General features: G+C 59.9%; 18 protein-coding genes and 2 pseudogenes. 9 read left to right on the top strand and 11 right to left on the bottom strand.

Annotated elements, in window-relative coordinates:
* Positions 1–124: 124 nt before the first annotated feature.
* From REA38_RS08580 to REA38_RS08600, 5 genes are read right to left on the bottom strand one after another with little or no spacing between them, the layout of a single operon-like run.
* Positions 125–856 (bottom strand): glutamine amidotransferase, encoded by a 732-nt coding sequence (locus REA38_RS08580; protein WP_308885671.1) that lies wholly within the window; start codon positions 854–856, stop codon positions 125–127.
* Between the two features lies 1 nt (position 857).
* Positions 858–1,838: a Gfo/Idh/MocA family protein gene (locus REA38_RS08585; RefSeq protein WP_103799136.1), complete on the bottom strand. Its 981-nt coding sequence runs from the start codon at positions 1,836–1,838 to the stop codon at positions 858–860.
* Between the two features lie 50 nt (positions 1,839–1,888).
* Complete coding sequence (locus REA38_RS08590) at positions 1,889–2,401, bottom strand: M48 family metallopeptidase (protein WP_033636094.1); 513 nt, start codon at positions 2,399–2,401, stop codon at positions 1,889–1,891.
* Complete coding sequence (locus REA38_RS08595) at positions 2,394–2,717, bottom strand: HigA family addiction module antitoxin (protein ID WP_033636093.1); 324 nt, start codon at positions 2,715–2,717, stop codon at positions 2,394–2,396. The genes REA38_RS08590 and REA38_RS08595 overlap by 8 nt, the downstream gene beginning before the upstream one ends.
* Before the next feature lie 14 nt (positions 2,718–2,731).
* Positions 2,732–3,022 carry a type II toxin-antitoxin system RelE/ParE family toxin gene (locus REA38_RS08600; RefSeq protein ID WP_033636092.1) on the bottom strand — a complete coding sequence of 97 codons (291 nt, stop codon included), beginning with the start codon at positions 3,020–3,022 and terminating at the stop codon, positions 2,732–2,734.
* Between the two features lie 230 nt (positions 3,023–3,252).
* Here REA38_RS08600 and rlmG point away from each other — a divergent pair, with 230 nt between their 5' ends.
* A complete protein-coding gene (gene rlmG, locus REA38_RS08605) occupies positions 3,253–4,392 on the top strand; it encodes a 23S rRNA (guanine(1835)-N(2))-methyltransferase RlmG (protein WP_308885673.1) in 1,140 nt (379 codons plus the stop codon).
* Positions 4,393–4,586: 194 nt separating this feature from the next.
* Here rlmG and REA38_RS08610 read toward each other — a convergent pair whose 3' ends face one another.
* A complete protein-coding gene (locus REA38_RS08610) occupies positions 4,587–6,608 on the bottom strand; it encodes an NADPH-dependent 2,4-dienoyl-CoA reductase (RefSeq protein ID WP_308885674.1) in 2,022 nt (673 codons plus the stop codon).
* A 307-nt stretch (positions 6,609–6,915) separates the two neighbouring features.
* On the opposite strand from REA38_RS08610, the gene REA38_RS08615 reads away from it, so the two are divergent.
* The gene (locus REA38_RS08615) at positions 6,916–8,535 is read left to right on the top strand and encodes an ABC-F family ATP-binding cassette domain-containing protein (RefSeq protein ID WP_308885675.1); all 1,620 of its coding nucleotides are present in this window, start codon (positions 6,916–6,918) and stop codon (positions 8,533–8,535) included.
* 15 nt (positions 8,536–8,550) lie between these two features.
* Here REA38_RS08615 and REA38_RS08620 read toward each other — a convergent pair whose 3' ends face one another.
* Complete coding sequence (locus tag REA38_RS08620; protein WP_308885676.1) at positions 8,551–10,041, bottom strand: PLP-dependent aminotransferase family protein; 1,491 nt, start codon at positions 10,039–10,041, stop codon at positions 8,551–8,553.
* Positions 10,042–10,162: 121 nt separating this feature from the next.
* Here REA38_RS08620 and REA38_RS08625 point away from each other — a divergent pair, with 121 nt between their 5' ends.
* From REA38_RS08625 to REA38_RS08635, 3 genes are read left to right on the top strand one after another with little or no spacing between them, the layout of a single operon-like run.
* The gene (locus REA38_RS08625) at positions 10,163–11,428 is read left to right on the top strand and encodes a 4-aminobutyrate--2-oxoglutarate transaminase (RefSeq protein ID WP_060428860.1); all 1,266 of its coding nucleotides are present in this window, start codon (positions 10,163–10,165) and stop codon (positions 11,426–11,428) included.
* A 12-nt stretch (positions 11,429–11,440) separates the two neighbouring features.
* Positions 11,441–12,895 carry an NAD-dependent succinate-semialdehyde dehydrogenase gene (locus tag REA38_RS08630; RefSeq protein ID WP_004937166.1) on the top strand — a complete coding sequence of 485 codons (1,455 nt, stop codon included), beginning with the start codon at positions 11,441–11,443 and terminating at the stop codon, positions 12,893–12,895.
* Positions 12,896–12,953: 58 nt separating this feature from the next.
* Positions 12,954–14,195, top strand: a complete 1,242-nt coding sequence (locus REA38_RS08635) for an amino acid permease (RefSeq protein WP_033649023.1) — start codon at positions 12,954–12,956, stop codon at positions 14,193–14,195.
* A gap of 73 nt (positions 14,196–14,268) precedes the next feature.
* Here REA38_RS08635 and yfcF read toward each other — a convergent pair whose 3' ends face one another.
* On the bottom strand, positions 14,269–14,904 hold the full coding sequence (yfcF, locus tag REA38_RS08640) for a glutathione transferase (RefSeq protein ID WP_033636084.1): 636 nt from the start codon (positions 14,902–14,904) through the stop codon (positions 14,269–14,271).
* Positions 14,905–15,075: 171 nt separating this feature from the next.
* On the opposite strand from yfcF, the gene REA38_RS08645 reads away from it, so the two are divergent.
* The 4 genes from REA38_RS08645 (at position 15,076) to REA38_RS08660 (ending at position 18,102) form a co-directional block, all read left to right on the top strand.
* A complete protein-coding gene (locus REA38_RS08645) occupies positions 15,076–15,792 on the top strand; it encodes an HPP family protein (RefSeq protein WP_308885680.1) in 717 nt (238 codons plus the stop codon).
* A gap of 117 nt (positions 15,793–15,909) precedes the next feature.
* Positions 15,910–16,167 (top strand): hypothetical protein, encoded by a 258-nt coding sequence (locus REA38_RS08650; RefSeq protein WP_308885681.1) that lies wholly within the window; start codon positions 15,910–15,912, stop codon positions 16,165–16,167.
* A 224-nt stretch (positions 16,168–16,391) separates the two neighbouring features.
* Positions 16,392–17,468, top strand: coding sequence for a DUF262 domain-containing protein (locus REA38_RS08655; RefSeq protein ID WP_308885683.1), 1,077 nt, complete (start codon positions 16,392–16,394; stop codon positions 17,466–17,468).
* Positions 17,452–18,102 (top strand): hypothetical protein, encoded by a 651-nt coding sequence (locus REA38_RS08660; RefSeq protein WP_308885684.1) that lies wholly within the window; start codon positions 17,452–17,454, stop codon positions 18,100–18,102. The genes REA38_RS08655 and REA38_RS08660 overlap by 17 nt, the downstream gene beginning before the upstream one ends.
* Before the next feature lie 23 nt (positions 18,103–18,125).
* Here the strand turns inward: REA38_RS08660 and REA38_RS08665 are convergent.
* The 3 genes and pseudogenes from REA38_RS08665 to REA38_RS08670 all read right to left on the bottom strand — a co-directional run.
* Positions 18,126–18,688: pseudogene (locus tag REA38_RS08665) on the bottom strand (Presumed portal vertex protein); the annotation flags it as partial.
* Positions 18,662–18,787 (bottom strand): hypothetical protein, encoded by a 126-nt coding sequence (locus tag REA38_RS24555; RefSeq protein ID WP_374213780.1) that lies wholly within the window; start codon positions 18,785–18,787, stop codon positions 18,662–18,664. The pseudogene REA38_RS08665 and the gene REA38_RS24555, both read right to left, overlap by 27 nt.
* Positions 18,787–19,656 (bottom strand): annotated as a pseudogene (locus tag REA38_RS08670) (terminase large subunit domain-containing protein); the annotation flags it as partial. The gene REA38_RS24555 and the pseudogene REA38_RS08670, both read right to left, overlap by 1 nt.
* Between the last annotated feature and the right edge of the window lie 9 nt (positions 19,657–19,665).

A 19,665-nucleotide genomic window follows, 5' to 3' on the forward strand; every position in this document is an offset into this window, starting at 1 on the left:
GACATCAGGTTGCCCGGTAACCGGATGCTTGCGCATCGTAATGACGATTGACCGGCAATGAAGTTACTCCCCTTTGCAGAGCAGAAAGTAATGCAAAATGTGTCGGCGGTCAACGTGAATCGCGTTAGCCGGCCATCGCTTTTTGCGCGCCGAGGCTGACGACGAATCCCTGCAGCAGCAGGCGGCTGAACGGCGTGTCGCTAACCTGTTGTTGTTGCTGTTGATAGCGGGCTTGCTGCTCGGGATGCAGTTCGCCGAGCCACTGCAGATACTGGCTCATCACCGCGCCGTTGAATTCCGGGTGGAACTGGGTGGTCAGGGCGTGATCGCCATAGCGCAGGATCTGGTGCGCGTCCTGCTGCGAACGCGCCAGCGTCTGCGCGCCGGCGGGCGGCGTCAGCACGCTCTGCGAGTGGATAAGATTGGCCTTGAATCGCGGTGGCAGCAGGGTGAGCCGCCGATCGTCGGCCGCGGCGGGCAGCAGTTCGATCTCCAGCGTGCCGACCTCCATGCCCTGCGGGTGATAGCCCACTTCGCCGCCGAGCGCGTAGGCCAACAGTTGGTGGCCGTAGCAGACGCCGAACAGCGGCAGTTTGATCGCCATCGCCTGACGCAGCCATTCGGCGGCATCCTCGCTCCACGGCAGCCGTTCGGTCACCATCGCCGGCGAGCCGGTGATGACCACGCCGCAATAGGCGGCCGGCGGCAACGGCCGGTCGCCGGCGGGCAGATGCACGATGTGCGTGCGTTCGGCGTCGATGTTGCCCTGTTGCAGGAACATGCCTTCAAAGTTGGCCAATTCCTGACGAATGGCCTGCGGCGCGTCGCCGGTTTGCATCACGAGCAGCGGTTTCATCTCATTCTCCGTCGGCGGGGAAAACGACGCCGGTCTGGCGGCGGATGTCGGTCAGCAGGCGGGCGACGATCAGCGAATTTTCCAGCCCCGGATGTTCCACCTGACGCTGTTCAACCAGCTCGGCGAAGGCCAGCGCTTCATACAACATGGTGTTGATGTGCTGCGTCTGGCTCAGGTCCTGCCGGTTGCCGCCGCGCGGCGTCAGCGCCACGCCCTGACACTCGGAAATCTTGTCGATAATCAGCGTGCCTTCTTCCCCCTGGATCTCGCTGGGGAGTGCCGAGTCGCTGACCTTGGAATGGGAAAGCGTGACGTCGAAATCACCGTAGTTCAGGCAGACGGTGCCGTGGGCGTCCACGCCGGTATCGAGCAGCGTGGCGCTGGCCAGCACCGACTGCGGCGCGCCGAACAGCGCCACCGCGCTGGCCAGACAGTAGTAGCCGATGTCCATGATCGAGCCGTTGGAAAACTGCGGGTTAAAGGTGTTGGGATTCTCGCCGGCGAGGTAGCGCGGGTAGCGCGAAGAGTATTGGCAATAGTTGATAAAGGCTTTGCGCAGCCGGCCGACCTTCGGCAATGCCTGTTGCAGCGCCAGGAAATTCGGCAGATAGGCACTTTTGAACGCCTCGAACAGCACCACCTGGTTTTCCCGCGCGCAGGCGACCAGTTGTTCCGCTTCGCGCTGGTTGGAGACCAGCGGTTTTTCGCAGATCACGTGCTTTTTATGGCGCAGGAACAGCAGCGATTGCGGGCAGTGCAGGGAATTGGGGCTGGCGATATACACCGCGTCTATGGCGTCAGACTGCGCCATCGCCTCGAGCGAGTCGAAAAACTGCGTGACCTGATAGTTGGCGCCAAATGCCTGCGCCTGTTCCAGCGAGCGTGAATACACGGCGCTCAGCTTGAGTTTGCCGCTTTCATGGGCGGCATCGATAAAACGTTCCGTAATCCAGTTGGTGCCGACGACGGCAAAGCGAATCATGGCGAGCTCCGGTCCAGGCCTAAAACCGCAGATTATCACGCCCTCACTCGCTATGCATACAGCTCGCCGAACAGCGAAAGGTGCGTCAGATACAGCCGGGTATCGAACTCCAGCTGGTGGTAATCCGGCTCCATATGGCAGCACAGGCTGTAGAACGCCTTGTTGTGATCTTTCTCTTTCAGGTGCGCCAGCTCATGCACCACGATCATGCGCAAAAAGGGTTCGGGCGCGACCTTGAACACCGTCGCCACGCGGATTTCCGCCTTGGCCTTCAGTTTGCCGCCCTGCACGCGCGAGATGGCGGTGTGCAGGCCAAGCGCGTGCTTCATGACGTGGATCTTGCTGTCGTAGGCCACCTTGCTCAGCGGCTGGGCGTTGCGCAGATACTGGTTTTTCAGATCGACGGTAAACTGATACAGCGACTTGTCGGTGGTGCAGCCGTGCACCTGCGGGTAGCGCTGCAGCAGCACGTCTCCCAGCCGATTCTGATGGATCAGTTGCTGCACCTGGCTTTGCAGATGCGTTGGGTAGCCTTGCAGGTAGGCGAGTTCGGTGTCATGCATGAGTGATATTGCGCCCCAGTATTTCTTTGATTGGCCGCAGCCGCACACGCTGCGCATCGGACTGTCTGGCTTCCCAGCGATCGTGTGCCGCCTGCAGGTTTAGCCAAAAGTCAGCGGTCGTTTCGAACAGATCGGCAAACAGATTGGCCTCGGCAACGCTCATGCGTCGATGCCCGTTGCACAGGCGATTGACGGTGGCGCGGGTGACGCCCAAGACCTTTGCCAGTTCCTCCTGGCCGATGCCTAGCGGCGTTAAATATTCTTCCTGCAGCACTTCTCCCACCGTGGTGGGTTCGCGAGTCGTGGTTTCCAACATAGGTTCCCCCTCGTTCAGGTATCTTGGTGAGGATCGAGGTAAATTTTTTCAGCGGCATCATGCCGCCACTGGAACATCAGCCGCCAGTGCATATTGACGCGCAGGCTTGACCATCCCTGAAATGGCCCGGATAGCCGTTTGTAATAGTTACCCGTGGGGTGATGCAAATCACGCTCTTGCTGCGCGGCGGCCAACATATCGAGTTTTCTGGCCAACTGCCGCTCGAGCGCACCGGGGATCAGACGGCTGCGTCTGCCTCCCAGATAGAACTGCTCCAGGTAGCGATCGCGGAAAGATTTAATCATGCTTTCCCCCTTCCATAGGGACTGGCAGTGTAACATTTAAAGTTACACCCCGTCAGGTTAAAAAAACGTCGACATGGGTGCTCGGGAGGGAAAGATTAATGTTGTTCAAGGAGAAAAGGAGCGCGGGTTTTCAGATACGCGGCGCAATACGCAATTTATCCGAAAAAACATTTTACTGACGGGCGTTTTTAGGGGATAAACAGCCCAAATTTTATCAGTCAGGAGGGGCAATGAGCCAACTCGATCTGGGAACACAGCAACTTGAGCTGGAGCGTTATCCCCAACAGGAAGAATCCACCCAACTGCAGGCGTGGGAAGCGGCGGACGAATATCTGCTGCAACAGCTTGAAAACGTAGATATCGGCGGCCGTCCGGTGCTGATTTTCAACGATAACTTCGGCACCCTGGCCTGTGCGCTGCACGCGCATCGCCCTTACAGCGTCAGCGACTCCTACATGAGCCAGCTGGCGACGCGCCACAACCTCAAGCTCAACAGGCTGGATCCCGAGCAGGTTACGCTGCTGGACAGCCTGGCCGAGCTGCCGGCGGCGCCGGCGGTGGTGTTGATTCGCGTGCCGAAAGCGCTGGCGCTGCTGGAGCAGCAGCTGCGCGCGCTGCGCCACGTCGTGACCGAAGACACGCTGATCGTCGCCGGCGCCAAGGCGCGCGACGTACATACCTCGACGATGCAGCTGTTTGAAAAGGTGCTGGGCCCGACGCGCACCAGCCTGGCGTGGAAGAAAGCGCGCCTGATCTTCTGCCAGGCGGCGGACATCGTCCCGCCGGCGGTGGCGGAAACCACCGACTGGCCGCTGGACGGCACCGATTGGCTTATCCATAACCACGCCAACGTCTTCTCGCGCGGCAGCCTGGATATCGGCGCGCGCCTGTTTATGGAGCATCTGCCGCGCGGCCTGAACGGCCATATCGTCGATCTGGGCTGCGGCAACGGCGTGATTGGCCTGACGGCGCTGGCGCAAAACCCGGAAGCGCAGGTGACCTTCGTCGATGAATCTTACATGGCGGTGGCCTCCAGCGAACTGAACGTGGAGCACAACCTGCCGCAAGAGCTGGATCGTTGCCAGTTTGAGGTGAACAACGCGCTGGCGGGCATCGAGCGCGAAAGCGTGCAGGCGGTGCTGTGCAACCCGCCGTTCCACCAGCAGCACGCCATTACCGATCACACCGCCTGGCAGATGTTCTGCGACGCCAAGCGCTGTCTGCAGGTGGGCGGCGAATTGCGCATCGTCGGCAACCGCCACCTCGACTATCACCAGAAGCTCAAGCGTCTGTTCGGCAACTGCACGCTGGTGGCCTCGAACAAGAAGTTCGTGATCTTGAGAGCGGTGAAATCCGGCGCGCGTCGCTGAGCGTGATGACCAAGGGCGCTGTGCGCCCCTCATGCTGTTGACAAAGGGGGGAAAAAGCGTGGTTTTTCCCCCTTTGTGGTTATCAGCCGAAAATCAATAAATTGATTTTCCTTGTTTTCTATTCGCTGCTCTCTGCCACCCGGCATGGGGATGAGGTTTGGCATCAATGTCAGGGGCGCTGTGCGCCCCTTTTTTTACAGCGCCATCGCCAGCCGCGTCCCCTGATCGATCGCGCGGCGGGCGTCCAGCTCGGCGGCCACGTCGGCGCCGCCGATCAGATGCACGGTTTTCCCCATCGCCAGCAGCGGCTGCTGCAGCTCGCGGCGCGGTTCCTGCCCGGCGCAGATGACCACCGTGTCCACCGGCAGACAGCTGTCCTGCTCGGCGCGGGTGATGTGCAGCCCTTCGTCGTCGATCAGCCGATAGCTGACGCTGTTGAGCATTTTCACGCCGCGCATCGCCAGGCTGGCGCGATGGATCCAACCGGTGGTTTTCCCCAGGCCTTCGCCCACTTTGCTGGTTTTGCGCTGCAACAGGTAGATTTGCCGCGCGGCGCGCGGTGCCTGTGGCCCTTGCGCCGCCAGCCCGCCGCGCTGCTCAAGGCGGCCGTCGATGCCCCATTCGCGGTTGAATTCCGCCTGATCCAGGCTGCTGGACACGCCGTGCTGGCTGAGGTACTCGGCGGTGTCGAAGCCGATGCCGCCGGCGCCGACGATCGCCACCCGCTGGCCGACCGGTTTTTTATCGCGCAGCACGTCCAGATAGCTCAGCACCTTGGCGTGGTCGATGCCGGGGATGTCCGGGGTGCGCGGCACGATGCCGCAGGCGAGGATCACTTCGTCGAATTCGCTTAAATCCGCCGCCTCGACCTTGACGCCCAGCCTGACCGTCACTTCACGCAGCGCCAGCTGGCGGCGGAAGTAACGCAGGGTTTCATGGAATTCTTCCTTGCCGGGGATCTGCTTGGCGATGTTGAACTGGCCGCCGATCTGCTCGGCGGCGTCGAACAGCGTCACCTGATGGCCTCGGCTGGCGGCGGTGGTGGCGAAGGCCAGCCCGGCGGGGCCGGCGCCGATCACCGCCAGTTTTTTCGGTTTCTCCGCCATTGTCAGCGGCATTTCGGTTTCGCGGCAGGCGCGCGGGTTGACCAGGCAGGAAGTCAGCTTGCCTTCAAAAATCTGGTCGAGACAGGCCTGGTTGCAGCCGATGCAGGTATTGATCTCGTCGGCGCGCCCCTCGGCGGCTTTCTGCACAAAGGCGGCGTCGGCGAGGAACGGACGCGCCATCGACACCATGTCGGCGCAGCCGTCCGCCAGCACCTGCTCGGCCACCGCCGGATCGTTGATGCGGTTGGTGGTGATCAGCGGGATGCCGACCTTACCCATCAGCTTGCGGGTCACCCAGCTGAACCCGGCGCGCGGCACCATGGTGGCGATAGTCGGAATACGCGCTTCGTGCCAGCCGATGCCGGTATTGATGATCGTGGCGCCCGCCTGTTCAACCGCCAGCGCCAGCTGTTCGATCTCCTGCCAACTGGAGCCGTCTTCCACCAGATCGAGCATCGACAGCCGGTAGATCAGAATGAACTCCGCGCCCACCGCCTGGCGCACCGCCCTGACGGTCTCGACCGCGAAGCGCATACGGTTAGTGAAGCTGCCGCCCCATTGGTCGTCGCGCTGATTGGTGCGCGTCGTCAAGAATTGGTTGATCAGATAGCCTTCGGATCCCATCACTTCCACGCCGTCGTAGCCGGCCTGCTGCGCCAGCGCCGCGCAGCGGGCGAAGTCAGCGATGGTCTGCTCGATCTCCGCTTCGCTGAGCGCGCTCGGCGTAAACGGGTTGATCGGCGCCTGTAGGGCGGAAGGGGCGACCAGCTTGGGTTGATAGCTGTAGCGGCCGGTGTGCAGGATCTGCAGCGCAATTTTGCCGCCCGCCCGGTGGACGGCTTCGGTCACCGGGCGGTGGTGAGGCAATTGCTCCTCGCTGTTGAGGATCGAACCGCCGCGAAAAACCACGCCCTGTTCGTTCGGGGCAATGCCGCCGGTGACGATCAGCGCCACGCCGGCGGCGGCGCGCTCGGCATAGAACGCGGCCAGGCGCTGCGGGCCGTCGGGCAGCTCTTCCAGGCCGGTATGCATCGATCCCATCAGCACCCGGTTTTTCAGGGTAGTGAAGCCGAGATCCAGCGGCGCCAGCAGGTGAGGGTAATTGCTCATTGCACTCTCCATCGGGTGAAATCGGGGCCCGTTGTTATAATTATGTGAACACAAGTGGTCGGATGAGATAAATCTAGCCGTTGTCGCGCCGCTTGGGAATCTGCGTTGCGCCGAATGTGATAGACGTCATGAATCTCAGACACTGTTTGCATAACGAACAAAAGATCGGTTAACCTTTGCGCGTTGCAAATTCCTTCTCTCTGCGGAGCCATAACCGAAAATGAACAACCACACCTGTTGATATCTGGTCCCACGCCGTGCGCTCTCGCGCCCTGTGGGGATGTTTTGATCTCATTCAGGAGTGCTTATGGCTCATTTTGCGCAGTCCCCTTATTTCGTTTTACATCAACTGACCTGCCAATTTGCTGACGGCGAAACGCTGTTCGGCCCGCTGGATCTCGCTTTCGATCGGCAGCGCTGCGGCCTGGTAGGGCGCAACGGCGTCGGCAAAACCCAGTTGCTGCGCCTGATCGCCGGGCGGGATCGGCCGGGCAACGGGCACGTCGAATCCCATGCCGCATTGGCTTACGTTGCGCAGCAGCCGGAGATCGCGGCCGACACCACGCTGGCGCAGCTGCTGGGCTACGGCGAGGTGTTCGCCGCGCTGGCGCGCATCGAGCAGGGGCGGCCGTTGGCGGACGACATCGATCGTCTGGAAGGGCGCTGGGATCTCCACGATCGCCTGCAAAGCGCCTTCGCCGCCGCCGGGCTGCCGGCCTTCGATCCGTTGCGATCCGCATGCGATTTGAGCGGCGGCGAACGGATGCGCGCGGCGCTGTGCGGCGCTTTTCTGGGGGAGGCGGATTATCTGCTGCTGGACGAACCGACCAACCACCTCGACAGCGCCGGGCGCGCCTGGCTGTATCAGCAGCTGGAGCGGTGGCAGGGCGGGCTGCTGATCGCCAGCCATGACCGGCAACTACTGGGGCGTATTGAGCGCATCGTCGAACTGACGCCCGGCGCGCTGCGCAGCTACGGCGGCAACTACGACGACTACCGCCGCCAGCGCGACACGGAGCAGCAGGCGGCGCGCGCCGATCTGGAGCATGCGCGCGAGGAACGCCGCCGTACCCGCGCGCGTCAGCAGAAAGAGCACGACATGAGCCAGCGGCGCTCGGCGCAAACGCTGCGCGTCGTCGATACGCTGAATATCGCCTCTTTCGAGCGGGTGGCCTACAAATCGGCGGCGAAGGAGAGCCTCGGCACGCTACGCAAACAGCATCAGGACCAGCGCGACAGCCTCGATGCGGCGGTGCGCGAGGCCTATCAGCGGGTGGAAGAGGAACAGCCGGTGTTGCTGGCGCTGCCGGGCAGTGATGTGAGCGCGAACAAGCAGGTGCTGGTGCTCGAACAGCTGCAGCTGCCGTTCGTCAGCGCGCCGCCGCTGGATCTGCGGATCGACGGTCCGATGCGCGTGGCGTTGACCGGCCCTAACGGCTGCGGCAAGTCCACCTTGCTGAAGACCGTTCTCGGCCAGTTGGCGCCGCTTGCCGGCCATTGTCATTGCCCGCTGTCGACGGCCTATCTCGATCAAACCCTGTCGCAGCTCGACCCGAGCCTGTCGGTGATGGAGCATCTCGGGCTGCAGGATTCGCCGCTGGTGGAAGGCGCGTTGCGCACCCGGCTGGCGCAGTTGCAGCTTGGCGCCGATCGCATCGCGCTGCCGCTGGGCGCGCTGAGCGGTGGCGAACGGCTGAAGGCGGCGCTGGCCTGCGCGCTGTGGCGGCGGCAACCGGCGCAGCTGCTGTTGCTGGACGAACCGACCAACCACTTGGATCTGGCGTCGTCGCTGGCGATCGAAACCGCCCTGGCGGATTTCCCCGGCGCGATGCTGGTGGTGTCGCACGACGAAGACTTCCTGCAGGCGCTGCGGCCGACGCACCGTCTGCACCGGCAGGCGGACGGTTGGCGGCTTCAGGCCTGGTAACGCGCGAAGGCGGCCCTAAGGAGCCGCCTTTTTCATTTCGGGCGCGTTGATGCACGCCAGCAGCTGGGTGAAGGCGGCGGCCATCTGCTCTTCCGGCACGCAGGCAAACCCCATCAGCAGGCCGCGCCGGCGGTTGGGCTGCATGTAGTAGCGCGACAGCGGCCGCACCAGCACCCCGCGTGCGCCGGCGGCGGCGGCGATCGCCACGTCGTCGGCCTCGTCCGGCAGGTTGAGGATCAGATGCAGCCCGGCGTTGCTGTTGAACTCGCTGAGCGCCTGTTTGCCGAGGTGCTGTTCGATCAAGCCGGTCAGGAAGGCGCGCCGCCGGGCGTACAGCAACCGCATGCGGCGGATATGCGCGGTGTAATGCCCCGCCTGAATAAACTCCGCCAGCGCGCTCTGGATCAGCAGGTGCCCGCCGCGGTACAGCTCGGCGTGGGCGGTTTTCAGCGCCTGCACCAGCGGCGGCGGCAACACCACATAGCCGAGGCGCAGCGCCGGATAGAGCGTTTTGCTGAAGGTGCCGATGTAAATCACCGGCGCGTCGGCCTCCAGCCCTTGCAGCGCCGGGATCGGTTGGCCGGAAAAGCGGAATTCACTGTCGTAATCGTCCTCGACGATCCAGCCGCCGGCGTTGCGCGCCAGCGCCAGCAGCCGTTGGCGGCGCGCCAGGCTCATCACCGAGCCGAGCGGATACTGGTGCGACGGAGTGACGAAAATCAGGCGGGGCGGGGTGGTCGGCTGCTCCGGCGGCACCAGCCCGGCTTCGTCCACCGCCAGCGGGCAGATGTTCAGCGCATTGATGCGCAGGATATTGCGGATCCCCCAATAGCCCGGCTCTTCGATCCAGGCGTCATCCCCCGGATTGCACAGCATGCGCGTCACCAGATCGATCGCCTGATGGATGCCTTCGGTGATCAGGATCTGTTCCGGCGAACAACGCACCGAGCGCGCCACCCGTAAATACTCCACCAACGCATGCTGCAGCTCCGGGCTGCCGCCCTGATTGCTGTAGGTCAGCCGCTGCGGCGCCGGGCGGCGGCTGAGGCGCGCCTGGATCTTGCTGAACAGCTGATGGGGAAAGGCGTTGACGTCGGGCACGCCGGGAATGAACGCCCCCCACTGTTTGGGGCTGGCGCTGGCGTGGTGCAGCAGCGTGGCGCCGCGCTCGGACAGTTCGACGCGCCGCGGTTGCCCGCTGCCGTCGGCCGGTGCGCCGCCGGTGGAGAGGCAGCTGTCCGGCACCGTGTCGGCGACGAAGGTGCCGCTGCCAGCGCGCGCCGATACGTAGCCTTCCGCCAACAGTTGTTCATAAACGGTTAATACGGTGTTGCGGGACAGGCTGAGCTCCTGCGCCAGATCGCGCGAGGCGGGCAAGCGGCTGGAGGGCGGCAGGCTGCCGTCGAGAATGCTGGTGCGGATCGTGTTGTAAAGCCGCTTGTGCAGCTTGTCATCGGGCTGCTCGCCGAGGCGCTGCAGCAACAGATCACCACTCAATGAGCGCAATTGGATCCCTCAATTATTCGTAACTGGCACTCGATTATAGGGCCACATCCTGTGTAAATAAACGGCATTGTTTCACGAATGTGAACGAAACGTGTAACTGGCACCGACCGGAGAGAACAGCATGAAAAACGCAGAATTGAACCAACGCCGTCAGGACGCCACCCCGCGCGGAGTGGGCGTGATGTGTGGTTTTTACGCCGAGCGCGCAGAGAACGCCACGCTGTGGGATGTGGAAGGCAAAGAAGTGATCGATTTCGCCTCGGGGATCGCCGTGCTGAACACCGGCCACCGCCACCCGAAGGTGATCGCCGCGATTGAAAAGCAGCTGCAGGCCTTCACCCACACCGCCTATCAGATCGTTCCTTACGAAAGCTATGTCTCGCTGGCGGAGCGCATCAACCAGCGCGCGCCGATCGCCGGCCCGTGTAAAACCGCTTTCTTCACCACCGGCGCGGAGGCGGTGGAAAACGCGGTGAAGATCGCCCGCGCTTACACCGGCCGTCCGGGCTTGATCACCTTCGGCGGCGGCTTCCACGGCCGCACCTATATGACCATGGCGCTGACCGGCAAAGTGGCGCCTTACAAACTGGGCTTCGGGCCGTTCCCCGGCTCGGTGTTCCACGGCCAGTACCCGAATGCGCTGTACGGCGTGACCACCGAAGACGCGATGAACAGCCTGGATCGCCTGTTTAAAGCGGATATCGATCCCAAGCAGGTGGCGGCGATCGTGCTGGAGCCGGTGCAGGGCGAAGGCGGTTTCAACGTGGCGCCGGCCGACTTTATGCAGGCGTTGCGCGCGCTGTGCGACCAGCACGGCATTCTTCTCATTGCCGACGAAGTACAGACCGGCTTCGCCCGTACCGGCAAGCTGTTCGCCATGGAGCACTACAGCGTTAAACCAGATCTGATCACCATGGCGAAAAGCCTGGCGGGTGGCATGCCACTGTCGGCGGTGGCGGGCCGCGCCGAGGTGATGGACGCGCCGGCGCCGGGCGGGCTGGGCGGCACCTACGCCGGTAACCCGCTGGCGGTGGCCGCGGCGCACGCGGTGCTGGATGTGATCGACGAAGAGCAGCTGTGCCAGCGCGCCCAGCGCTTGGGGCAGCACCTGGTGGAAGTGCTGCAGCAGGCGCGCAAAACCAGCCCGGCGATCGCGGATGTGCGGGCGCAAGGTTCGATGGTGGCGGTGGAGTTCAACGATCCGGCTACCGGCAAGCCTTCGGCGGAGATCACCCGTCAGGTGCAGCAGAAGGCGATGGAAGAAGGGCTGCTGCTGCTGAGCTGCGGCGTGAACGGCAACGTGATCCGCTTCCTGTATCCGCTGACCATCCCGGACGATCAGTTCACCAAGGCGATGGGCATTCTGTCTCGCGCGCTGGCTCACTAAGGAGCGAACGGCATGAAATTGAACAATCCCGAGCTGCTGCGCAGCCAGTGTCTGATCAACGGTGAATGGTGCGATGCCCTGAGCGGCAAGCGCGAAGCGGTGATCAACCCGGCCACCGGCGCCGAACTGGCCAGCATTCCGCTGGTCAGCGAAGAGGAAACCCAGCAGGCGATCGCGGCGGCGCAGCGGGCGCAAAACGACTGGAAACAGCTGACCGCCAAGCAGCGTTCTGCGCTGCTGTTGGCCTGGGCCGACAAGGTGCTGGCCGCACAGGAAGATCTGGCGCAGCTGATGACCGCCGAGCAGGGCAAATCGCTGGCGGAAGCGCGCGGCGAAGTGGCCTACGCGGCGTCGTTCATCACCTGGTTCGCCGAAGAGGCCAAGCGGGTGGACGGCGCGGTATTGCAGGCGCCGCAGGCTTCGCAGCGCCTGGTGGTGGTGAAGCAGCCGATCGGCGTGTGCGCGGCCATCACCCCGTGGAACTTCCCGGCGGCGATGATCACCCGCAAGGTGGCGCCGGCGCTGGCGGCGGGCTGTGCCATCATCGTCAAACCGGCCGAGCAAACGCCGTTGACCGCGCTGGCGCTGGCCAAGCTGGCGCAGGACGCCGGTATTCCTGCCGGCGTGTTGCAGGTGGTGACCGGGGAAGCGGCGCAGGTGGGCAAAGTGCTGTGCGACAGCCCGGTGGTGCGCAAGCTGAGCTTTACCGGTTCGACCGAGGTCGGCCGCATTCTGATGGCGCAGTGCGCGCCGAGCATCAAGAAGCTGTCGCTGGAGCTGGGCGGCAACGCGCCGGTCATCGTGTTCGACGACGCCAATCTGGACGCGGCAGTGGCGGGCATCATGGCCTCCAAGTTCCGCAACAGCGGCCAGACCTGCGTTTGCGCCAACCGCATCTACGTGCAGGACGGCATCTACGAGCGGCTGGCAGAGAAACTGGTGGCGGCGGTCGAGCAGTTGAAAGTCGGCGACGGCAGCCAGGAAGGCACCACCCAGGGGCCGCTGATCGACAGCGATGCGGTAGCGAAGGTGCAGAGCCATATCGACGACGCGCTGATCAAAGGGGCGCAGATCGCCACCGGTGGCCAGCCGCACGCGCTGGGCGGCACCTTCTTCCAGCCGACGGTGGTGACCGGCGTGACGCAGAAAATGCGCTTCGCCAAAGAAGAGACCTTCGGGCCGGTGGCGCCGCTGTTCCGCTTCCATGACGAGGCGGAAGCCATCGCCATGGCCAACGACACCGAATTCGGCCTGGCCGCCTACCTGTTCACGCAGAACGCCGCGCGCCAGTGGCGCGTGCCGGAAGCGCTGGAGTACGGCATGGTCGGCATCAACACCGGGCTGATTTCCAACGAAGTGGCGCCGTTCGGCGGCGTGAAACAGTCAGGGCTCGGGCGTGAAGGATCGCGCTACGGGATAGAAGAATATCTGGAGCTGAAATACCTGTGTATCGATGTGAGCCGTTGAGCGTCAGGACGTTAACCCATCCCGGCGGCCAGCGTCGCCGGGCGATAAAGGATGATGCATGTCTGATAATACCTCTGTTTCTCCGGCGCTTGCCGCCGGGGTGCGAGCACCTGCACCCGCCAAATCGTTAAGTTTCCTTGAAGGGGTGGCGATGATCGTCGGCACCAATATCGGCGCCGGGGTGCTCTCCATCGCCTACGCCTCCAGCAAGGCCGGTTTCCTGCCGCTGCTGTTCTGGCTGGTGCTGGTGGGGAGCCTGACCACCATCACCATGCTGTACGTCGCCGAATCCACGCTGCGCACCCGCGCGCATCTGCAGCTGAGCGGGCTGGCGAAGCGCTACGTCGGCGGCCTGGGCGCCTGGCTGATGTTCGCTTCGGTGTGCGTCAACAGCGTCGGGGCGCTTACCGCCTACATGACCGGCAGCGGCAAGCTGCTGCAATCGCTGTTCGGCATCTCGCCGGCGCTGGGCAGCCTGCTGTTCTTCGTGCCCGCCGCCGGCGTACTGTATCTCGGTTTGAAAGCGATCGGCCGCGGCGAGAAGTTCATCAGCATCGGCATGGTGGTGATGCTGACCGCGCTGGTGGCGGCGACGCTGCTGAAAGACACCACCCAGATGCGCAACCTGCTGGACGGCGACTGGCGCTATATGGTGCCGGTGTTCAACGTGGTGGTGTTCTGCTTCTCGGCGCAGTACATCGTGCCGGAAATGGCGCGCGGCTTTGCCGACAAGCCGGAGCAGTTGCCGAAGGCGATCATCGTCGGCATGGCGGTGACCTTCATTTTGCTGGCGGCGGTGCCGATGTCGGTGATCGCGCTCAGCGGGCTGGATGGCATCTCCGACGTGGCCACCATCTCCTGGGGCCAGGCGCTGGGGCAGTGGGCGTTCTTCTCCGCCAACATCTTCGCGCTGTGCGCGATGCTGACTTCCTACTGGGGATTGGGCGGCAGTTTTCTGACCAATATTTTCGACAAGTTCCGGCTGGGCAACGACGAGTTGCCGCTGCGCCGCTTCGGCGTGCTGCTGCTGGTGGTGGTGCCGCCGTTCGCGCTGGCCTACAGCGGGCTGGTGTCGTTCGTCAACGCGCTCTACTTCGCCGGGGTGTTCAGCGGGGTGATCCTGTCGATCATGCCGATGCTGATCCTGCGCGGCGCACGTAAACATGGCGACCAGACGCCGCGCTGGCAGTGCAACTGGATCACGCACCCGCTGCTGCAGATCAGCATTGTGCTGCTGTACCTGGCCAGCGCGGTGTACGCCATCGCTTCATTGTTAGGCTATCTGCCCTCTGGATGGTGATTTGCCTTCCCTCAAGCAGTGATGTTGTTTCTCGGCATTGAGAACGGCGGCGTCGTGGCCGCCGATTTTTTTCTCAGGCGCGCCGCTTTGCCGACAGCGCCAGCCAGGCCTGCACCGACGGGCGCTGCCACTGCTTGTGCGCATAGTGGCGCAGGCGCTCCGGCACCGGATCGCCGTGCATCACCAGCCGGTTGAGCATCAGCGCCAGATCGGTGTCGGCGATGCACCACTCCCTGAACAGATTATCCTGCCCATGGCTCAACAGCTTTTCGACGGCGTCGATCAGCTTGCGTGCGGCCCCCTGTGCGGCTTCGGACAGCGGCGGGAACTTGCCGTTGTTGAACACCACTTCGGTCGAGCGCTCGGCGCGGATCGGCAGCAGATCGCTGCGCAGCCAGGCCTGGATCTCGCGCGCCTTGGCGCGCAGCTTCACGTCGCGCGGGTACACGGCGTGGGCCGGATGGATGTCCTCCAGGTATTCGGCGATCGCCGAAGACTCCGAGAGCTGAAACTCGCCGATGGCCAGCGTCGGCACCCGGCGGGTGAGCGACAGCGCCGCGTAGGCCGCCTCTTTATTCTCTTCCTTCGCCAGATCCACCGTCTTCACGGTGAACGGAATGCCTTTTTCCGTCAGCACGACAAAGGCGGACATGGCGTACGGGCTGAAAAATTCACTGTCGGTGTAAAGCTCGGTGATCGGTTGAGACATCGGCGGTTCCTCGGGGTTAAGGGGAGAACATTCATCATTGTCGAGGGATGGCTAAAAATCAATCTGTTAGGCCAAAAGTTGTTTGATACCGCGGCCTACGGCGCCGTGAGTTCCTTCCGGATGATGTGATATATTTGTTGCCAACACGTGAATTGAGCCGTATTGGGTAACATGAAGACGCAGTGGATAGAGCGAGTAAAAGTGGGATGCGCGCGCCTGTGGCCGCACCCGCTGGCGGTGGGCAAGCGAGAGATGCTGATTTCCAGCGTCGGCGCCGGTTTGGGGCTGATGCTCGCCGGCTGGATCAGCCACTTTATTTTGGGCGAGGTGAACCTGTGGTTTATCGCGCCGGTGGGCGCCTCGGCGGTGTTGCTGTTCGGCGTGCCCAACAGCCCGCTGGCGCAGCCCTGGTCGATCGTCGGCGGCAATGCGCTGGCGGCGACGGTGGGCGTCAGCGCCGGTCTGCTGATCCCCGATCCGGGGCTGGCCTGCGGCATAGCGGCGGCGGTGGCTATCGGCCTGATGTTCAAGCTGCGCTGCCTGCATCCGCCGGGTGGCGCGGTGGCGCTCACCGCTATCCTCGGCGGCCCCGGCATTCATCAGATGGGCTACCACTTCGTGCTGTACCCGGTGCTGCTGAACTCGGTGCTGCTGGCGGCGCTGGCCATTCTGTTCAATAACCTGGCCGGGCGACGCTACCCGCACGCGCTGGCGCCGGCGGAGGCCAAGCCGGCCAATCTGCCGATCGATGCCGTGTCCATCACCCGCGGCGATCTGCACGAGGCGCTGATGGAGGGGGATCTGTTCGATATCGACGAGGACGATTTGCAGGAGATCCTGCTGCGCGCCGAGCAGCTGGCGCATCAGCGGCAAAGCAAAACTGCCTGATCAGCCCAGCGTTTTATCTGATGGCGATAGCTGGAGATAAAAGCGCATAACCTCAGCGGCGGAAAAACTGGTTTTTTGCCACTGAGGTTGAACAATGAGAGAAGCGAGGCGTTAGTCATGGGAAAACACGATTGCAACTATCAAATCGTTTACCGCGGCGAAACGTTACAAAAGTACGAGCCTGGCAGGTGGGTATTTTTCCAACGACCAAAAGAGTATGGTGGTGGTTATTGGCTTGGCCGCACATATGATGGTGTTTTTATGTCGGTTCTGGAAAGGCCTGCTTCACTTAGTGAAGGGATAATCATCCTAAATCAGTTAAACGAAGCTGCGTCTAACTTCATGACTTTTGATGATAAATTTAAGCTAATTTAGTTTAGAAAACCGTCTGCATACATCTGATGCATCATTTTGCATGCAGATCTACATTCATAAATTGACGGTCGTCGCCAGAGCTGGCGTAGATCCGATGGCCTGTTGCAATTGCATTAAAACCGACCCATGAAGTGGGCTGGCGTGGCGGGGAAAGTACTGCGCGCTGTTGCGGAAATGTTGGTTCATTATGTATGATTAACGCTACTATTCAAGAGGTTATAATTATGTTAATTAATTCCAGTTATTACAGTATTGCAGAACTTATTGATATGCTTTCCCGCCGAGACTTAATAGTTAATTCAAATTATCAACGCGCAGCTGGATTATGGCCTGAGGGACCGAGCAGCTATTTCATTGATACGATATTAGAAGGGTTTCCATTCCCTAAGATATATCTTTATGAGTTTATGAATCGCTCGGATCGTAGGATAAAAAAAGAAATTGTTGATGGTCAGCAGCGTATAACGACAATACGCAGATATATTGACAATCAATTTCGGGTTAAGGGCGATAGTCAATATTCAGGGTTGTTTTTTCGGGAGTTGCCGATAGATGTTCAAGACCAATTTATGTCGTATACCGTTTCTGCTGACGTAATAAGAAATGCAACGCGTAGTGATATACTGCAGATGTTTAGACGAATGAATGCTTACACACTACCCCTTAACAATGCGGAAAAACGTCATTCTTCTTATATTGGGGAGTTTAAGTGGTTCATTAATGAAGCGTCTGATAGTTTAAATGAGTTTTTCATCGAGTATGGTGTTTTCACAGATAGACAAATAATAAGAATGACTGATGCGGAATTTATTTCTGAATGTCTGATTTCTATTGAGCGAGGTATAGTTAGCGCTAGTCCTACTGATTTGAACCGCCTTTATCAGCAAAATGATGATGTTTTTGTTAATCGAAATGAGTTCCATCAAATGTTAACGGAAACCTTTGATTTTATTTCTGCTAATTTTAGCAACCTCAGGCAATCATTTATGATGAAGCCTTATGCTCTACACTCTCTTGTCACTGCATTGTTGCATGCAAGATATGGTATTCAATCTATTACAGATGAATACGCAATTCAGTCATTAGGGGTTTACACCACTGATATTGCCAGAGCTGCAAACCGCCTAGAAGCTTTGGCTCTTGCTCATGAATCAAAAGATGTATCCGGACCATTCCATAAATATGTATGGGGAACTGAATCTAGTACCAATAAAGCACAACGAAGAGAGGCAAGAGTTTTGACAATCTTATCGGCTCTCGGTTGTCAAATTGGAGATCAAGAGTATGACAATATCTTTTGAGAAGGCATTGTCAAAACTAAAAGCAAGAACAGTTGTGCTTGATAGTGCTTTTGAAAGAAATTTGCTTGTTGCAAATCCTAACAAATGCGCAGATAGATATGCTGTTCAAGAAGGACTAATGTCATCATTGTGGCAGGCTTGGTGTATGTATTGCCGAACTATTATATTTGGTTCGTTAACTGATGGGCTAACGGTAAATGGAAATAGAGTCTCTTCAGCTTATTCTCATTTAACTGATAGGGAGTTGGTTTTTCTTGCGCAAAAAGCCTCGCAGGGAGCAAATTTAGCAGCAACCATCGTGAGATCGGCACAGCCGCATATAGAAATGACTTGGGGGGATGCTCTTAAACTAAACCCGGTTATAACTGCTTTCAATCCCACTAATTCAGGAATTCTTATAAGTGGATTGGGTGCGGTTAGTCTTCTCCTTGATTTGCAAAAATTTAGAAATGCAAACGCGCATATAACATCCTTCACAATAGGTGAGGTTAAGCGTGCTCAAGTTAGATACACACACACAAAGTTTCGTCATCCATCTGATACAATGTTTTGGATAGATCCCCAAACTAATGATTATTTATGGAAGTCATGGATTGAGGAAATAGAGCTGATTTCTGACGCAATGGCTCAGTAGCTTTTTTGTACAGGGTGATTTTATCACCCTGCATTTAATTTAAATATCAAACGAGTACTTTCAAAATGGATTACGTCATTTTTAAGCCAATCATTTATCTCCTTAAAACGCTCCTGCAACGGCGTCAACTCGTTACGCACAAACACCCGCGTCACGTTCTCGATATCGCCCAATGAACCGATATTCTCAGGCTTGCCGCCCATTAGCTGGAACGGGATGCTAGAGCAGGTCGGCGGAGCTGACTTTTTTATGTTGAAAAAGTCGTCTTTCGTTGCCACCTCGCTGAGCAACACAATTTTTATGCCGTCAGGCTTTCCATTCGGTGCGTAGAAAAACAGGTTTCAACGTTGCCGAGTCCTTTTGAACTGCGCATTGCATCACGCAGCGCCTCAACATCGGAACTGCTTTGCGCGGCGTCCGTCACGTGCATGATGTACCCCGAGTGTGCGCCATTCTGGTAATACTTGCGGTGAAATAGTGTGGCGGATTCATTCAACCAGGCGGAATTTAACGCGCTGAGGTATTCCGGAATACCGTACAGCTCCTGACTGATGCCTGGTTACAGCAGGTGGAGCACCGCGCTGGGCTCACCAAAGGTAAACACCTCCATTTTTTGCGGCGAGGCGGCTTTCATGTTAGCCAGGTTCTTTTGCGGCTGTGGCTTGCGGCCTTTGTTTTTACTCATTAGTTGAACTTCAGAATGGATGATGTTGCCTGACCGCTTCCAGCGGTGAGCGGTTCATTTAACAGCGCGTGCATGGTCGTCCAGGCGACGTTAGCATGGCTGGCCTCATAGGTGGCACTGCGCCCGCTGCTGGGCATAGTCTTGCGGATTACCATAAACGAGGTGGTGATGTCGGCAGCGCTGACGTCATATTCGAGACAGCCACGGCGAATAACATCTTTTGCTTTCAGCACCATTGCGGTTTTCATTTCCGGCGTGTAGCGGATATCACGGGCGGCGGGATAAAACGAGCGAACAAGCTGGAAAACACCAATACCGAGACTGGTCGCATCGATATCGATGTACTCAGCGTTATATTTTTCGGTTAGCTGACGGATTGATTCGGTCTGCGTTGCGAAGTCCATGCCTTTCCACTGATGACGCTCCAGAATGCGGAACTTGCCACCGGCGACAACCGGCGGCGCGAGTACCACAACACCCGGCGCTGTTGCCGCTGTGCGGGGGGGGGGGGGGGCGTAGCCGATCCATACCGGGCGGGAGCCGAATGGCTTGTCGGCGAACGGCGCAAAGTCTTCCCACTCTTCCAGGTTATCGACCATGCAGCGTTGCAAATCCCCGAACGGGAACATCGACGCCTTGTCGTCAACAAACTCGCACATAAACAGATTGCGGAAGTCATCAACGCTGTTTTCCTACCGGATCTGCTCCAGATTGAACAGCGTACAGCCCACGGTGAGTGCATCCTCAGTGGTGACTATCTGCCGCCATTGCCCGTCAGGGCAAGCCACGCCAGCGGCGAGCAGGTCACTGCCGCCACAAATGTTAAGTGAGGATGAAATAGTCTGAGTATGGGAGGCCCGGCTTTCGCCGGGCCGGGC

Origin of the sequence: Serratia sp. MF1(2023) (genome assembly GCF_030954545.1) — a bacterium.
GTDB classification, from domain to species: Bacteria; Pseudomonadota; Gammaproteobacteria; order Enterobacterales; family Enterobacteriaceae; genus Serratia; species Serratia sarumanii.

Bases quoted from the DNA above. Each gene is read 5' to 3' on its own strand.
- REA38_RS08580 (WP_308885671.1), bottom strand. From the start codon at position 856: ATGAAACCGCTGCTCGTGATGCAAACCGGCGACGCGCCGCAGGCCATT.
- REA38_RS08585 (WP_103799136.1), bottom strand. From the start codon at position 1,838: ATGATTCGCTTTGCCGTCGTCGGCACCAACTGGATTACGGAACGTTTT.
- REA38_RS08590 (WP_033636094.1), bottom strand. From the start codon at position 2,401: ATGCATGACACCGAACTCGCCTACCTGCAAGGCTACCCAACGCATCTG.
- REA38_RS08595 (WP_033636093.1), bottom strand. From the start codon at position 2,717: ATGTTGGAAACCACGACTCGCGAACCCACCACGGTGGGAGAAGTGCTG.
- REA38_RS08600 (WP_033636092.1), bottom strand. From the start codon at position 3,022: ATGATTAAATCTTTCCGCGATCGCTACCTGGAGCAGTTCTATCTGGGA.
- rlmG (WP_308885673.1), top strand. From the start codon at position 3,253: ATGAGCCAACTCGATCTGGGAACACAGCAACTTGAGCTGGAGCGTTAT.
- REA38_RS08610 (WP_308885674.1), bottom strand. From the start codon at position 6,608: ATGAGCAATTACCCTCACCTGCTGGCGCCGCTGGATCTCGGCTTCACT.
- REA38_RS08615 (WP_308885675.1), top strand. From the start codon at position 6,916: ATGGCTCATTTTGCGCAGTCCCCTTATTTCGTTTTACATCAACTGACC.
- REA38_RS08625 (WP_060428860.1), top strand. From the start codon at position 10,163: ATGAAAAACGCAGAATTGAACCAACGCCGTCAGGACGCCACCCCGCGC.
- REA38_RS08630 (WP_004937166.1), top strand. From the start codon at position 11,441: ATGAAATTGAACAATCCCGAGCTGCTGCGCAGCCAGTGTCTGATCAAC.
- REA38_RS08635 (WP_033649023.1), top strand. From the start codon at position 12,954: ATGTCTGATAATACCTCTGTTTCTCCGGCGCTTGCCGCCGGGGTGCGA.
- yfcF (WP_033636084.1), bottom strand. From the start codon at position 14,904: ATGTCTCAACCGATCACCGAGCTTTACACCGACAGTGAATTTTTCAGC.
- REA38_RS08645 (WP_308885680.1), top strand. From the start codon at position 15,076: ATGAAGACGCAGTGGATAGAGCGAGTAAAAGTGGGATGCGCGCGCCTG.
- REA38_RS08650 (WP_308885681.1), top strand. From the start codon at position 15,910: ATGGGAAAACACGATTGCAACTATCAAATCGTTTACCGCGGCGAAACG.
- REA38_RS08655 (WP_308885683.1), top strand. From the start codon at position 16,392: ATGTTAATTAATTCCAGTTATTACAGTATTGCAGAACTTATTGATATG.
- REA38_RS08660 (WP_308885684.1), top strand. From the start codon at position 17,452: ATGACAATATCTTTTGAGAAGGCATTGTCAAAACTAAAAGCAAGAACA.
- REA38_RS24555 (WP_374213780.1), bottom strand. From the start codon at position 18,787: ATGAGTAAAAACAAAGGCCGCAAGCCACAGCCGCAAAAGAACCTGGCT.